At 70.9% G+C, this 12,516-nt stretch carries 15 protein-coding genes; 5 read left to right on the top strand and 10 right to left on the bottom strand.

The genetic code is table 11. The annotated features are described in order from the left end of the window. Window positions 1–18: 18 nt before the first annotated feature. Both AFR_RS43820 and AFR_RS23105 read right to left on the bottom strand, forming a co-directional pair. Window positions 19–438, bottom strand: coding sequence for a hypothetical protein (locus AFR_RS43820; protein ID WP_023363372.1), 420 nt, complete (start codon window positions 436–438; stop codon window positions 19–21). A gap of 56 nt (window positions 439–494) precedes the next feature. Next, on the bottom strand, window positions 495–1,349 hold the full coding sequence (locus AFR_RS23105; RefSeq protein ID WP_023363371.1) for an MmyB family transcriptional regulator: 855 nt from the start codon (window positions 1,347–1,349) through the stop codon (window positions 495–497). 149 nt (window positions 1,350–1,498) lie between these two features. Here AFR_RS23105 and AFR_RS23100 point away from each other — a divergent pair, with 149 nt between their 5' ends. Next, the gene (locus AFR_RS23100) at window positions 1,499–2,518 is read left to right on the top strand and encodes an alcohol dehydrogenase catalytic domain-containing protein (protein ID WP_023363370.1); all 1,020 of its coding nucleotides are present in this window, start codon (window positions 1,499–1,501) and stop codon (window positions 2,516–2,518) included. Window positions 2,519–2,522: 4 nt separating this feature from the next. On the opposite strand, the gene AFR_RS23095 is transcribed toward AFR_RS23100, so the two are convergent. Together AFR_RS23095 and AFR_RS23090 are read right to left on the bottom strand one after the other, a co-directional pair. Next, entirely contained in the window at window positions 2,523–2,831 is a 309-nt protein-coding gene (locus tag AFR_RS23095; protein ID WP_023363368.1) for an ester cyclase, read from the bottom strand. A gap of 30 nt (window positions 2,832–2,861) precedes the next feature. Then, window positions 2,862–3,233, bottom strand: coding sequence for a DUF4267 domain-containing protein (locus AFR_RS23090; RefSeq protein WP_023363367.1), 372 nt, complete (start codon window positions 3,231–3,233; stop codon window positions 2,862–2,864). A 101-nt stretch (window positions 3,234–3,334) separates the two neighbouring features. Here AFR_RS23090 and AFR_RS23085 point away from each other — a divergent pair, with 101 nt between their 5' ends. Continuing rightward, window positions 3,335–4,150 carry an alpha/beta fold hydrolase gene (locus tag AFR_RS23085; RefSeq protein ID WP_041841063.1) on the top strand — a complete coding sequence of 272 codons (816 nt, stop codon included), beginning with the start codon at window positions 3,335–3,337 and terminating at the stop codon, window positions 4,148–4,150. A gap of 10 nt (window positions 4,151–4,160) precedes the next feature. Here AFR_RS23085 and AFR_RS23080 read toward each other — a convergent pair whose 3' ends face one another. From AFR_RS23080 to AFR_RS23060, 5 genes are all read right to left on the bottom strand, one after another. Next, window positions 4,161–5,222, bottom strand: a complete 1,062-nt coding sequence (locus AFR_RS23080; RefSeq protein WP_148308032.1) for a hypothetical protein — start codon at window positions 5,220–5,222, stop codon at window positions 4,161–4,163. 99 nt (window positions 5,223–5,321) lie between these two features. Continuing rightward, complete coding sequence (locus AFR_RS23075) at window positions 5,322–5,909, bottom strand: aminoglycoside phosphotransferase/kinase family protein (protein WP_023363361.1); 588 nt, start codon at window positions 5,907–5,909, stop codon at window positions 5,322–5,324. 9 nt (window positions 5,910–5,918) lie between these two features. Next, complete coding sequence (locus AFR_RS23070) at window positions 5,919–7,445, bottom strand: MFS transporter (RefSeq protein ID WP_052359437.1); 1,527 nt, start codon at window positions 7,443–7,445, stop codon at window positions 5,919–5,921. Window positions 7,446–7,508: 63 nt separating this feature from the next. Further along, window positions 7,509–8,075 carry a helix-turn-helix domain-containing protein gene (locus AFR_RS23065; RefSeq protein ID WP_023363358.1) on the bottom strand — a complete coding sequence of 189 codons (567 nt, stop codon included), beginning with the start codon at window positions 8,073–8,075 and terminating at the stop codon, window positions 7,509–7,511. A 9-nt stretch (window positions 8,076–8,084) separates the two neighbouring features. Further along, the gene (locus tag AFR_RS23060) at window positions 8,085–8,972 is read right to left on the bottom strand and encodes a LysR family transcriptional regulator (RefSeq protein WP_023363357.1); all 888 of its coding nucleotides are present in this window, start codon (window positions 8,970–8,972) and stop codon (window positions 8,085–8,087) included. An 86-nt stretch (window positions 8,973–9,058) separates the two neighbouring features. On the opposite strand from AFR_RS23060, the gene AFR_RS23055 reads away from it, so the two are divergent. Beyond that, the gene (locus AFR_RS23055) at window positions 9,059–9,838 is read left to right on the top strand and encodes an inositol monophosphatase family protein (protein ID WP_023363356.1); all 780 of its coding nucleotides are present in this window, start codon (window positions 9,059–9,061) and stop codon (window positions 9,836–9,838) included. Beyond that, window positions 9,838–10,455 (top strand): NAD(P)-dependent oxidoreductase, encoded by a 618-nt coding sequence (locus AFR_RS23050; protein WP_023363355.1) that lies wholly within the window; start codon window positions 9,838–9,840, stop codon window positions 10,453–10,455. Before AFR_RS23055 ends, AFR_RS23050 begins: the two co-directional genes overlap by 1 nt. A gap of 7 nt (window positions 10,456–10,462) precedes the next feature. Here AFR_RS23050 and AFR_RS23045 read toward each other — a convergent pair whose 3' ends face one another. After that, complete coding sequence (locus AFR_RS23045) at window positions 10,463–11,458, bottom strand: aldo/keto reductase (RefSeq protein ID WP_023363354.1); 996 nt, start codon at window positions 11,456–11,458, stop codon at window positions 10,463–10,465. A gap of 127 nt (window positions 11,459–11,585) precedes the next feature. On the opposite strand from AFR_RS23045, the gene AFR_RS23040 reads away from it, so the two are divergent. Then, window positions 11,586–12,437, top strand: coding sequence for a helix-turn-helix transcriptional regulator (locus AFR_RS23040; protein ID WP_023363353.1), 852 nt, complete (start codon window positions 11,586–11,588; stop codon window positions 12,435–12,437). The last annotated feature ends 79 nt before the right edge of the window (window positions 12,438–12,516 follow it).

The following is a 12,516-nucleotide window of genomic DNA, read 5'->3' as shown; positions in this document are numbered from 1 at the left end:
AGTGACGGAGGGGACCGGTCACTCCCTCGTCAACGCGTACCGGTAGAACGCCGAGATGCTCTGCTCGGGCCCCAGGTCGAGCCGCTTGGCCACCTTGTTGTGCGGAAAGGCCCGCAGCCCGTTCGGCAACACGACCACCGCGGCGTTCTCCTTGGTGTCGTAGGCCCACAGGCCGCCGCCGTTGCGAACGAGCAGCTCACCCAGGAACGCGCCCATGCTCATCACGACACTGTGGCGACGCTCGGCGGTGGGACCGGTGGCCAGGAAAGCGTCGCAGAGCCCGTCGAGCCGGTCGGCCTCGTCCGGCCCCCAGCCGAACGGCACCCCCTCGGCCTTCGAACCGCTCCGGAACACCTCCGCCAGATCCCGCATGGCTTCCGCGGTCTCCTCGTCGGTCGGCTCCGCAGGCCTGCGGAACCGGTCGAAGAACTGACTCACGACGCGCCCCTCCCTACCGGAGCGGGCAGCCTACCAACGGGGCTGCGGGGCGACACCTAACGGCGCTGGTCGCGTACCTGGATCATTTCGGCGAGGAGGTCGATGGAGCGGCGGGAGGGGGAGCCTTCCTTGGTGGTGTAGATGAACAGCGTGCGGTCCGGGTCGCCGGGCAGCGTGAGGGTTTCGTAGTCGATCGTGAGCTCGCCGGCGACCGGATGCCGCAACCGCTTGAAGCCGAACGTCCGCTGGTAGACCCGGTGCTCCTCCCACCAGCGGCGGAACTCCGGGCTGCGGGTGCCGAGGTCGGCGATCAGGTCGCGGGTGGCCTGGTCGTCGGGGTGCCGGCCGACCTCCAGGCGGAGGCTCTCGACGGCCGCGCGGGCCTGCTCCTCCCAGTCGAGGAAAAGAGCGCGGGCCTCGTCGCTGAGCAGGACCCAGCGGGCGTAGTTGCGGTCGCGGGCCGGGAGGCGGTCGAAGTCGGCGAGGAGGGCTTTGGCCATGCGATTGGCGGCCAGGATGTCCGAGCGGCGGCCGAGAATGAACGCCGGCTGGTGTTCGAGCGCGTCCAGGAGCTGGTAGAGGCCCGGGCGGACCCGCGCGCTCGACGAAGGGGACGGGGACACCGCCGGGGTGGCGCCGACCAGGTCGCCCAGGTGGGCACGACCGGTCGTGTCGAGGGCCAGCGCACGGGCGAGGGCGTCCAGGACGCTGTCGGACGGGGTGATGGCGCGGCCCTGCTCGAGGCGGACGTAGTAGTCGGTCGAGACGCCGGCCAGGTAGGCCACCTCCTCGCGGCGCAGGCCCGGGACACGGCGGACGCGGCCGTCGGCGGGCAGCGGGACATGGGAGGGGTCGATGCTGCTGCGGGCGCGGCGCAGAAAGTCGGCGAGCTCCCGGTTGGACTCCGGCATGACGCCATTCTTTCAGGCCCTGCCGGATCGTACGTAGGACTGTGAGTCCTAGGCGGAACCGGGTCAGTTATGGCGGTCCATCGGCCTTCCGCGGCTGCTGTACTTCAATGGCAGCAAGCAATCAGCGGTTGCCGGAAAGGAATCAGAAAATGACAACGCAGATGAAGGCCGTCGTCGTGGCGAAGGAGAATGCCACCTGGGAATTGCAGGACCGGGACCGTCCGGAAGCAGGACCGCACCAGGTGCTGGTCCGTGTCCGCGCCTGCGGAATCTGCGGTACCGACGTGTGGATGGCCCGGGGAACCCTGTCGTTCCAAGAGTTCCCGATGGTTCTCGGCCACGAAGGAGTGGGCGAGGTCGTGGCGGTCGGTGACGGGGTGACCGAACGCAAGATCGGCGACCGCGTCGGTGTCCCGATGGTGCAGAAGAACTGCGGCGCCTGCGATTTCTGCCGCGAACAGCACCCGAACAGTTTTGTCACCGCGGCGAATTGTGCGGCGCCGACCCTGACCGGTGTCAACGTCGACGGTGCGCACGCCGAATATCTGGTCGCCGACGTCAGCGGAACGGTGCTGCTGCCGGACGCGGTCACCTACGAGCAGGCTGCGCCGACCCTGTGCGCCGGCTACACCGTGTGGGCCGCGATCCGCCGGGCCGACCCCCGCCCCGGCGGCCGCATCGCCGTGGTCGGCGTGGGCGGTCTCGGCCACCTGGCGATCCAGTACGCCAAAGCCGCCGGCTTCCACGTCACGGCGGTCACGCGTACGCCTGACAAGCAGGACCTGGCCCGGCAGCTCGGCGCGGACGTGGTTGTCGCCGACGGCGCGGCCCTCAAGGCCGCCGGAGGCGCCGACCTGCTGATGCACACGAGCAGCTCGCACGCCGCCGTCACCGACGCGATGGCGGGCCTCAGGCCGTGGGCCAAGGTGGTGATGATGGGCATCGCCGAGGACGAGCTGACCCTGCCGTCGCTGCCGCTGGTGTCGAACAGCTACCAGATCGTCGGCTCGGCCCACAACGGCCTGGAGTACCTGGTCGAGGCGCTCGACTTCGTCGCCCGCGGCCAGGTCGAGCCCGTGGTCGAGGTCTTCGACAAGGAACGGATCGCCGAAGCCTACGACCGGGTCAACTCCGGCGCCGTCCGCTTCAAGGCGGTCGTGAGGTACTGACGGGTCAGGCCCAGGCCCCGGGAACGGCGGCGCCGGCCGGTGCGGACAGTTGCGCCAGCAGGCCCCCGTAGTCCTCGAGGTGCCAGGTGGCGACGATCCGGCCGTCGCGGACCTGGTGGATGTCCAAGGTGCGCATCGTGATCCGCCGGCCGGTCGGCTCGAACCCCAGGAAAGCGCCCTGGTGGGTGCCGCTGACGGTGTTCCTGACAGCGACCCGGTCCTCCCCGACGACGAAGTCCTCGTGCACGACGTCGTAGTCGGGCACGGCCCGGCGGAACTCCCCGATCTGGGCGACGCCGTTCGGTTGTTTCATGACAAGCCTTTCTGAAGCGACGCGGAAGAGCTAGACGAGGAACAGCAGGACCGCGCTGATGAGGACGATCACGGCGGTGGCGAAGTGAACGCCGAAGGCCACCGCACGGGTGCCGCCGTGGCGCAGCACGATGACCATGTCGCCGAGGGGGATGAGGGCGGCGGCGAGCATGAACCAGGCACCGGCTTCGGCGCCGACGAACGCCAGCAGCAGCAGGCCCATGACGCCGAGACTGACATCCCGGACGCCCTTGACGGCCTGATAGGCGGTGTCGGCGCCGGACCGGACCGGCACGCCGTACCCGGCGGCAGCAGTGTGCGGCGCAAGCACAAAACGAACGCCGATGAAGACGATGAAGAGGTCGAGCGCGACAGCAAGACCGTAGGCAATCACAGAGAACACGGCGAGGCCTTTCGACAATATCTAGCACTGCTAGGAACACGATCGACACTAGCATGGTGTTGACAGATTTGCTAGCAGTGCTAGATGTCTAGGGTGGCGGCGTGTTCGCTTATGAGATCGGTTCCGGTAGGCCGGTGGTGCTGCTGCACGGATTCGGCCTGGATCACCGGAGTCTGCTGCCGCTGGAGCCGGTGTTCGAACGGTCGGGGCGGTGGCGGCGCATCTATCTCGACATGCCGGGCGCGACCGGGTCGCCGGCGAACGGCTTGGGCAGCACGCAGGAGGTTGCCGAAGCGGTGGCCGGTGAGATCCGGGCGCGCGTCGGCGACGAACCGTTCGCCGTTCTGGGGAACTCGTTCGGTGGGATGATCGCCCGATACGTCGCCCACGAGCTGCGCTCGCAGGTTCTCGGTCTCGCCACCGTGGCCGGCGTTTTTGTCGCCCGGCACGACCGACGCACCGTGCCGGCCCGGACGGTCCTGCGGCGGGAGCCCGGGATCGTGCCGCTGCTCGGGGCGGAGCTCGACGAATACCGGGCCGACGCCGTGGTGGAGTCGGTGGACGACGCGCGGGTGTTCCTCGAGTACGTTCTGCCGGGCGTTCGCGCCGCCGATCAGCCGGCCCTGGAACGCATCGCCGAGCGTTACTCGCTCGACCGCGAACCCGAGGACGCGCACCCCGAACCCTTCACGCAACCGGCTCTGCACATCACCGGCAGGCAGGACGACGTTGTCGGCTACAGCGATGCCTGGAGCCGGGACGGTCACTACCCGCGAGCGTCGTTCGCCGTCCTCGACGCGGCCGGTCACAACCTCCTGAACGAGCAGCGCGACCTCTGTGCGGCACTGATCACCGACTGGCTGCGAAGAATCGTGAGTGCCGTGCCGGAGGACCTGAGGCCCTCCGGCACGGGGTGATCACCGAAGGTCAGTCTTTGCGTTCGATGACCGAGAAGATCGAGCCGGCTGTGTCGCTGTCCTGGCCGACCGCCCAGAACGACGAGGTCCCGGGGATGTTGGCGATCGCCGACAGGTAGGGCGAGGGCGGTCCCTGCACCGTGGTCCACTTGCCGGCGCGGTAGCGCAGGAACAGTGACTTCGGGTAGTCGTAGGCGCCGACCCAGACCGTGCCCGTGGCGTCCCCGGCGACCGAGGACAGGGTGCCGGTTGTCAGCGCGGTGGTGACACGCTGCCAGGTGCTGCCGTCCCAGTGCATCAGCAGCGGCTTGGGAACGCCGTCGTAGTCGGTGGAGCCCACCGCCCAGGCGTCGGTGGCCGAGCGGGCCCACACGTCGAGGAGACGCGCGGTGGGGATCTTCGGGAGGGCGGCGACCTTCCAGGAGCCGTCGGTGCGCTGCAGGACCAGCGGTTCCGGATAGCCGGCGTCGTCGACGTTCCACGAGCCCACGGCGAACGCCGAACCGTCCGTGGCCCTGGTCACGGCGTTCAGGCCGCCGTACCAGGTGTCCGTGCCCGGAACGGTGATCTCGGTGAAGTCGGTGCCGTTCCATTCGGCCAGGAGGGCGTGGCTGTCACCCCCGGCGAGCAGGGCGTTGCCGCCGCGGGCCTCGACGTCGCTCACGATCTGGCCGCCGAGGATTCCGAACGGGCGGAAGGCCTGCCACGCCGATCCGTTCCAGTGTGCGGCGTACGCGGATTGGGTGTTGTCCGTCCCGCCGGTCCACACGTTGTCGGGCGAGGCGGCGCTGATGCTCGACATGGTGAGCGAGTTCTCCGGCAGCTGGCGCTGTGACCAGGTCCGGCCGTCCCAGCGCAGCAGCGCGTACGGGTGCGGTGAGACCCGGCCGTAGACGTCGTCCTGATATCCGACGGCCCAGGCGTCCGACGGCCCGGTGGCGCTGACGTCCAGCAGCGCGTTCGACGGTTTCAGCGGTGGTGGCGTGACGGTGCGCCAGGCGGTCGCGGCCTGCGCCGGGACCGCGGCGGTCAGGCCGAGCACCACGGCACCTATGAAGACTGGAGTTCGCACGAGCATCTCCCCCGATCGATGGAGCTCTGAGTCTCATCGATGCCGGCGGACCGTGCAGTGTGGAACGACAACCGTAAGAACCTCGTAAGCAATCGCCGGTCAGGGGTTCCAGAAGGTGGCCGGGAGGGCCTCGAGGTCGGTCGCGGAGCGTTCGAGCATCTCCGCGACGGGAAGCAGCCCGATCGAGGCCGGGTCCCCGGCCTCCGCCATGCTGCGGATGACGCCGGCTTGCCGCCGGGCCCGCTGCGGCACCACGGTCGAGAACGCGTGCCGGTCGCCGTCGTAGCCGTACGCGTCGAGCAGCAGCTGCAGGCGGCGGGACTGCTCGCCATGATCGGAACGCGTACCGTCCCAGGGTGAGGCGAGCGGCACCCACGACAGCGCCGAGAACGCCAAGTCCCATTCGCGGGTGGACGGGCCGGCGATGTCCCAGTCGCAGAATCCGACCAGCCGGTCGCCGTCCACCACCGCGTTGTAGGGCGCCGCGTCCTGGTGCCCGACGATCAGCCCGGGCTGCACCGTGCCGCCGATGAACCAGTGCTCGTCCGCCGGCGCCGGGAAGTCGGCCGTGAGGTCGTGGACCCGTCGCAGCCACCGGCCGACCTGCTCCAGCATCGGATCGGCCGAGGCCCAGGGCGCTGACTCCCCGGCGCCGATCGTTTCGCCCGGCAGGGTCTCCTCACGCATCCACCGTGTCTACCGCGCTTCCGTGGTCACCGGTACCGAGTTACGCCCGCCCACCAGGACGTAGACGAACAGGACCGTCATCACGGCGACGCCGGCCCACATGGCCTGTTGCCAGCCGTCGACGAAGGATTCCTGGGCGGCGCGGACGAGTGCGGGCCGGCCTTCGGCCGCGGCGAGTGCGGTGGCGATGCCCTCGCGGGCCGTTGCGGCCGTGCCGTCGTCGAGCCGGGCGTCGATCGCGCCGCGATAGCCGGCGGACAGGACCGCGCCGAGCAGGGCGACGCCGAGCGCCGTGCCGAATTCGCGGGTGACGTCGTTGAGGGCGGAGGCGACCCCCTGGCGTGCGCGGGGCAGGGCGCTGGTGATGGCCTCGGTCGCCGGTGTCATCGTCAGGCCCATGCCGAGTCCCATGGCGAGCATGCCGGGCAGCACCGACAGGTATCCGCCGTCCACGGAGACGAAGAGCGCCATCAGGGCCAGACCGGCGCCGCCCAGGAAGATTCCCGCTGCCATCGTCGGCCGGCTGCCGGCCCGGGCGGCCACCCGGGGTGCAAGGCCGGACGCGGCCATCATCAGCAGCGCCATCGGCATGAGTGCCAGAGTGGCGCGCAGGCCGGACCAGCCGAGCACGGCCTGGAGGTACGGGAACAGCACCACGAAGATGCCCGCCTGCACACCGAAGACCGCGAGCAGCGCCACGGATCCGGTGGCCAGGCCACGCTTCCGGAACAGCCGGACGTCGAGCAGGGGAGCGCCGTGGCGCAGTTCCCACATCACAAAACCGGCGGCGCCGACGACACCGACGAGCAGGCTCAGCAGCGTCACGGGCGCTGTCCAGCCGCGTTCCGGGCCCTCGTGCAGCACGAAGATGAGGCCGACGACGGCGACCACCGAGGACAGCGAACCGGTGATGTCGAACCGCTGCCCGGTCGTCTCGCGGGAGTTCGGGACCGAGCGCAGCGCCAGGATACCGGCCGCGACGACCAGCGCGACCGGCAGCACGAAGAGCCAGCGCCAGCTCGCCACGTCGACCAGCACCGCGGACAGGTACATGCCGAGCAGGCCACCACCTCCGGCGACGCCGGTCCACACGCCGATCGCGCGGGAGCGTTCCTCGTCCGGAAAGGTCGACGTGATGACGGCCAGGGTGACCGGCATGATCATCGCGGCGCCTGCGCCGGCGAGGAGCCGGGCGGCGATCATGACCTCGGACGAGGTGGCCAGGCCGGCCGCGGCGCTCGCCACCCCGAAGACGATCAGGCCCGTGAGCAGCACCGGCTTGCGGCCCCAGCGGTCACCGACGGCGCCCAGCGGCAGCAGCAGTGCGGCCAGGGTGATCGTGTAGACGTTGATGATCCACAGGACGGTGCCCTGCGAGGCGCCGAAGGCGAGGGCGATCTCCTGCTGGGCGACGTTGAGCCCGGACACCGAGGCGATGACGGCCATGAGGGCGACGCAGACCGCGATCAGGATCGCCCGGCGGCGTCGGGGGTCGTTGATGGTGGGGTCGGCGACGCCCACGAGCGGTGAAGTCATGCTCGAAAGCTAGCGCCGACTTGCAGATATGGCATCAGGCCTTGCAGAAAACGCAAGAGGAGATCAGGCCGAGTGGGCGCGCTCGCCCTCCCGGTCGAACATCGTGAGAATCTCGACCGGGCCGTCCAGCGCGGCGATCGAGTGCGGGATCATCGTGGAGAACTCCGCGGCCTCCCCGGTCTCGACCCGGATCTGCCGCTCACCCAGGTGCAGCAGCGCCGTCCCCGAGATCACCGTGAACCACTCCCGCCCGGGGTGGACACTCAGATGCTCCGGTCCGGTACGCCGTTCGGCCGTGATCCGCATCTTGGCCACGTGGGTGCCGCCGCGCTCCGCCGGGTCGCGGGAGAGCATCCACGTGGTCAGCCCGGCCTCCGTGTGCTGGACCGGCCGGATGATCACGTCGGCGTCGTCGACCGGCTCGACCAGGTGGTCGATCGTCGTGCCCAGCGCGCGGGCGAGGGCGACGAGCTGGTCCAGGTCGATGCGGCGTGGTCCCGTCTCGATCCGGCTCAGTGTGGATGGGCTGAGGTCGCAGCGGGCGGCGAGCACGTCGAGACTCCACCCGCGCGCCTGCCGCAAACCGCGAAGCCGTTGCCGGACCACCTCGGACAGCTCATCGTCGGGCATCGCACCAGCCTAGGCCCGCTCGAACGCCTCGCGGACGCAGGCGCGCAGCCAGGCGTGGGCCTTGTCGTTGCTGAAACGCTGGTGCCACAGGACGATCAGGTCCACCGGTGGCACGGTGAAGGGCAACTCGAGGGTGGTCAGCCGCAGTGCGTCGATCATGGCCGCGCACGCGGCGCCGGGGACGGCGACGAGCATGTCGCTGCGGGCGGCGATCGCCAGGGCCGTGGTGCTGGTCGGGGCCGAGGCCACGACACGGCGGCGCAGGCCGTGCCCGGACAGGATGTCGTCCATCGGGTCGGTGAGCCGCCCGCGCCGCGAGACCGTGAGGTGGTCGGCAGCTGCGAAGTCCTCCAGGGTCAGCGCACCGGACGCCAGGGGATGACCGGTCCGCATCGCGACCACGAGCCGGTCCCGGCCGATCCGCTCACCGGTGATCTCCGGGAGTTCGGGTGCGGTGGAGCCGATCTCCAGGTCGACCTGGCCGTGGCGCAGCTCGTTGGTGTCTGCACTGGCCTCGGCGAGCAGGCGTACGGCCACACCGGGCGCCCGCTCCCGCACGATGCCGAGCAGTTCGGGACCCAGGGCCGTCGTCACCGCGTCGTGGCCCCGGACCGTGAAGGTGCGTTCGAGAGTGCCGAGGTCCAGCGGCCGTTCCGGGCGCAGGGCGGTCTCGGCGCGTTGCACCAGATCGTGGACCTCGGCCTGGAGGGTGAGGGCGTGCGGTGTCGGCGTCATCGTGCGACCGGTCCGCACCAGGATCTGGTCACCCGTGGCCTTGCGGATGCGGCTCAGCGTCCGGCTCATCGCCGGCGGTGACAACCGCAGCCGCTCGGCCGCACCCGTGACGCTGCGCTCGTCCAGCAGGGCGTCGAGCGCCGTCAGGAGGTTGAGATCCACGCGTCCCCCATCATTGCGTCTGAGTAAACATTGAAGTGCCAAAGATGCATTGGACATCATGTCAGACCGCGCCCAGAGTGGAACGCATGACAACACTTCTGCAAGACGTCGAGATCGTCGTCAAAGAGGCCGGGGCTCACCTGCTGCGGCGTTACTCCGCCGGGTCGCGGCAGGACAGCTTCGAGGACATCGTCTCCTCGGTACGCGCGAACGACAGCGCCGTCCTCGCCATCCTCCGCCCGGGACTGACCGCGGCCCGGCCGGACGCCGGCTGGGTCGACGACGAGCACGCCAGCGGCCCGATGCCCGCGGGCGAGTGGTGGGTCGTCGACCCGGTCGGCGGCAACGTCAACACCATCCACGGCCTGCGCGACTGGAACATCGGCGTCACCCTGGTCCGCGACCAGCAACCCGTCCTCGCGGTGCTGTACTCGCCGTTGGGCGACGAGCTGTACACGGCCGAGGCCGGCGCGGGCGCGTACCTGAACGGGGTCCGTCTGACGACCTCGGCCAAGACCGGGCTGGACGCGGCGCTGGTCGGGACCGGTCAGGCCAAGCCCGGCCTGGACCCGCGGAACGCGGCGCTCCTCGGTGCGTCCGTGACCGCGATGCTGCAGGCCGCGCTCTACGTCCGTGTGTCGGTGCCGGTGACCCACCAGTTGTCGCAGGTCGCGGCGGGTCGCATGGACCTGCACTGGCAGTTCGACAACGTCCGGTCCCACCTGGCCGGCCTGCTGCTGATCAAGGAGGCCGGGGGAGTGGTCACCGATCTGGACGGCCGTCCCTGGGATCTGACCAGTGAGCACTACCTCGCCGCCACACCGGGGCTGCACGCCGCTGCGCTCAAAGTTCTGGCCGGGTCCTGATGCGGATCACCGTTCTCGGCGCTTCCGGCGCCACCGGGCGTCTCCTGGTCGAGCAGGCGCTCGGCCGCGGCCACCACGTCACGGCGATCGCCCGGAACCCGGCCTTCTCGGAACCAGGGCACGAGCACGACCGGCTGACCGTCGTTCGCGCTGACGTCCGCGACACGGCCGCCATCACCGCGGCGCTGCGGGACGCCACCACGATCGTCTCCGGTCTCGGTGTCAGCCACCGCAACCAGGTCGGCGTGCTGACGGCCGGTGCCCGCGCCGCCGTGGCCTCGGGAGCCGGCCGGGTCCTCTGGATGGGCGCCTACGGCACCGGCGCGTCGGCCGCGGCAGCCGGGCCGCTGACCCGCACGTTGCTGCGGTTCCTCGGCCCGGAGCTGCCCGACAAGGTCACGGCCGACACCCTCGTGCTCGACGCGGGCGGCGCGGTCTTCCACTGTGGACCCCTCACGAACGGTCCACTCGGTGAACGCCGGGGCGTCTCTCCGCTGAGTGCGGCTCCCCGGACGCTGTTCCCCACCCGGGTCAGCCGGGCGACGGTTGCCGCGACCATGCTCGACGTCGCCGAAGCACCCGGCTTCACCAGCGGTGTGCTGATCCCGGCGGCGTGACGTTCCGTCAGTTGCCGGCGCCGAGCGAGGACATGAACGCGGCCGGGTAGCGGTCGCCCCGCGCCGAACCGGCCGGCACGGCCTTCTCGATCTCGGCCAGGTCGTCCGCGGTGAGGTCCAGCTCCAGCGCGGGCAGGGCCTCGGACAACCGCTCCCGGGTACGGGCACCGACCAGCGGGACGATGTCCCCGCCCTGCGCGGCCACCCAGGCGATGGCCAGCTGAGCAACCGTGCAGCCCTTGGCCTCGGCGACCCGGCGCAACGCGTCCACCAGCGTCAGGTTGTGCTCGACGTTCTCACTGGCGAACCGTGGGCTGAAGCCCCGCACATCGCCGGCACCGCCCACCCGTCCGGCACTCCAGTGGCCGGAGATCAGTCCACGGCTGAGCACCCCGTACGCGGTCAGGCCGATCCCCAGCTCCCGCAGCGTGGGCAGGATGTCGGTCTCCACGGCGCGGGAGATCAGGGAGTACTCGAACTGGAGGTCGGCGATCGGGTGCACGGCGTGCGCACGCCGGATCGTCGCGGCGTCGACCTCGGACAGGCCGACGTGGCGGACGTGGCCGGCGTCGATCATCTCCTTGATCGCGCCGACGGTCTCCTCGATCGGGACCGCGGGGTCGAGGCGGGCCGGCCGGTAGATGTCGATGTGGTCGGTGCCGAGCCGCGTCAGCGAGTACGCCAGGAAGTTCTTCACCGCCTCGGGCCGGCCGTCCTGCCCGCCGAACTGGGGTCCGGGCCCCCGCAGCATGCCGAACTTGACGCTCAGCTGGTAGCTGTCCCGGCTCCGGCCGCGCAGCGCCTCGGCGACGAGCAGCTCGTTGTGACCCATGGCGTAGAAGTCGCCGGTGTCGATCAGGGTGACGCCGGCGTCCAGTGCGGCGTGCACCGTGGCGATGCTCTCCGCCCGGTCCGCCTCGCCGTACGCGCCGGACATGCCCATCGCGCCGAGGCCGAGGGCGGAGACAACCGGTCCGGTGCTGCCCAGGGTTCGTGTGTGCATCAGGTGCTCCTCGTGGTCGGTCGTGGCACCCACTCTGCGGGCGTACCGGTGGGGGCGGGAGCGGAGCGCTTATCGTGGGAGAGCCGCTCCCTGGCTCGGGGGCCCGGCCGCGCGGGAGGATTGGGACATGCAGCGTGAGCAGCTCGCGGACTTCCTGCGCCGCCGCCGTGAGGCGATCCGACCGGCCGAGGTGGGCCTGGCCGGCGGCCCCCGCCGCCGCACCACCGGTCTGCGCCGGGAGGAGGTCGCGCTGCTCGCCGGGATGTCGGTCGACTACGTCGTCCGGCTCGAGCAGGGCCGCAGCAGTCAGCCGTCGACGCAGCTGCTCGGCGCGCTGGCCCGGGCGCTGCGGCTCTCCGACGACGAGCGTGACCATCTCTTCCACCTGGCCGGTCATCAGCCGCCGCCCGCCGACGGGGTGGCCCGCCTGGCCCGCGCCGGGCTGCTGCGGATGCTCGACCTGCTCGGTGACACCCCGGCCCTGGTGATGTCCGACCTGGGGGAGGTCCTGGCCCAGAACCGTGCGGCCCTGCTGCTGATGAGCGACCTCACCGGCTTCTCCGGCGACCGGCGCTACATCGCCTACCGCTGGTTCACCGAGCCGGCTGCCCGCGTGACGCATCCGGGCGCGGAGGCGGACCGGCACTCGCGGCAGCTCGTGGCCGACCTGCGTGCGGTCGCCGGGCGGCGGGCCGCCGACTCCACCGTGACCGGACTGATCGACCGGCTGCGGGCGGCGAGCGCGGAGTTCCGCCGGCTGTGGGCCGAGCACGAGGTCGGGGTCCGGCGCGCCGACCGGAAGACCATCGTCCATCCGCGGGTGGGCCCGATCCTGCTGGACTGCGAAACCCTGGTCACGCCCGATCTGGGTCAGCAGCTGCTGGTCCTGACCCCGGCGGACGCCGAGGCCCGCGAGTGCCTGGAGCTGCTGCGTGTGCTCGGCCTCGAGGAGTTCCCTGCGGGCGTACCAGCGGTTTGAGGTCGTGGGTCCGGGGCACGCGGGCGACAGGGGCGAAAGTCCCGGGACCGGCGTCCTTCGCCCCTGCCTGAGGGGGCAC

It is taken from the genome of Amorphoplanes friuliensis DSM 7358 (assembly GCF_000494755.1).
In the GTDB taxonomy this organism is placed as follows: Bacteria; Actinomycetota; Actinomycetes; order Mycobacteriales; family Micromonosporaceae; genus Actinoplanes; species Actinoplanes friuliensis.
The sequence above is the reverse complement of the archived record's forward strand: the minus strand, read 5'-3'. Positions and strand labels throughout refer to the sequence as shown.

What these genes read in the sequence shown, in the direction of transcription:
- AFR_RS23105 (WP_023363371.1), bottom strand. Translation starts at nt 1,349, where the DNA reads ATGCCGGAGTCCAACCGGGAGCTCGCCGACTTTCTGCGCCGCGCCCGC.
- AFR_RS23100 (WP_023363370.1), top strand. Translation starts at nt 1,499, where the DNA reads ATGACAACGCAGATGAAGGCCGTCGTCGTGGCGAAGGAGAATGCCACC.
- AFR_RS23095 (WP_023363368.1), bottom strand. Translation starts at nt 2,831, where the DNA reads ATGAAACAACCGAACGGCGTCGCCCAGATCGGGGAGTTCCGCCGGGCC.
- AFR_RS23075 (WP_023363361.1), bottom strand. Translation starts at nt 5,909, where the DNA reads ATGCGTGAGGAGACCCTGCCGGGCGAAACGATCGGCGCCGGGGAGTCA.
- AFR_RS23070 (WP_052359437.1), bottom strand. Translation starts at nt 7,445, where the DNA reads ATGACTTCACCGCTCGTGGGCGTCGCCGACCCCACCATCAACGACCCC.
- AFR_RS23065 (WP_023363358.1), bottom strand. Translation starts at nt 8,075, where the DNA reads ATGCCCGACGATGAGCTGTCCGAGGTGGTCCGGCAACGGCTTCGCGGT.
- AFR_RS23055 (WP_023363356.1), top strand. Translation starts at nt 9,059, where the DNA reads ATGACAACACTTCTGCAAGACGTCGAGATCGTCGTCAAAGAGGCCGGG.
- AFR_RS23050 (WP_023363355.1), top strand. Translation starts at nt 9,838, where the DNA reads ATGCGGATCACCGTTCTCGGCGCTTCCGGCGCCACCGGGCGTCTCCTG.
- AFR_RS23045 (WP_023363354.1), bottom strand. Translation starts at nt 11,458, where the DNA reads ATGCACACACGAACCCTGGGCAGCACCGGACCGGTTGTCTCCGCCCTC.
- AFR_RS23040 (WP_023363353.1), top strand. Translation starts at nt 11,586, where the DNA reads ATGCAGCGTGAGCAGCTCGCGGACTTCCTGCGCCGCCGCCGTGAGGCG.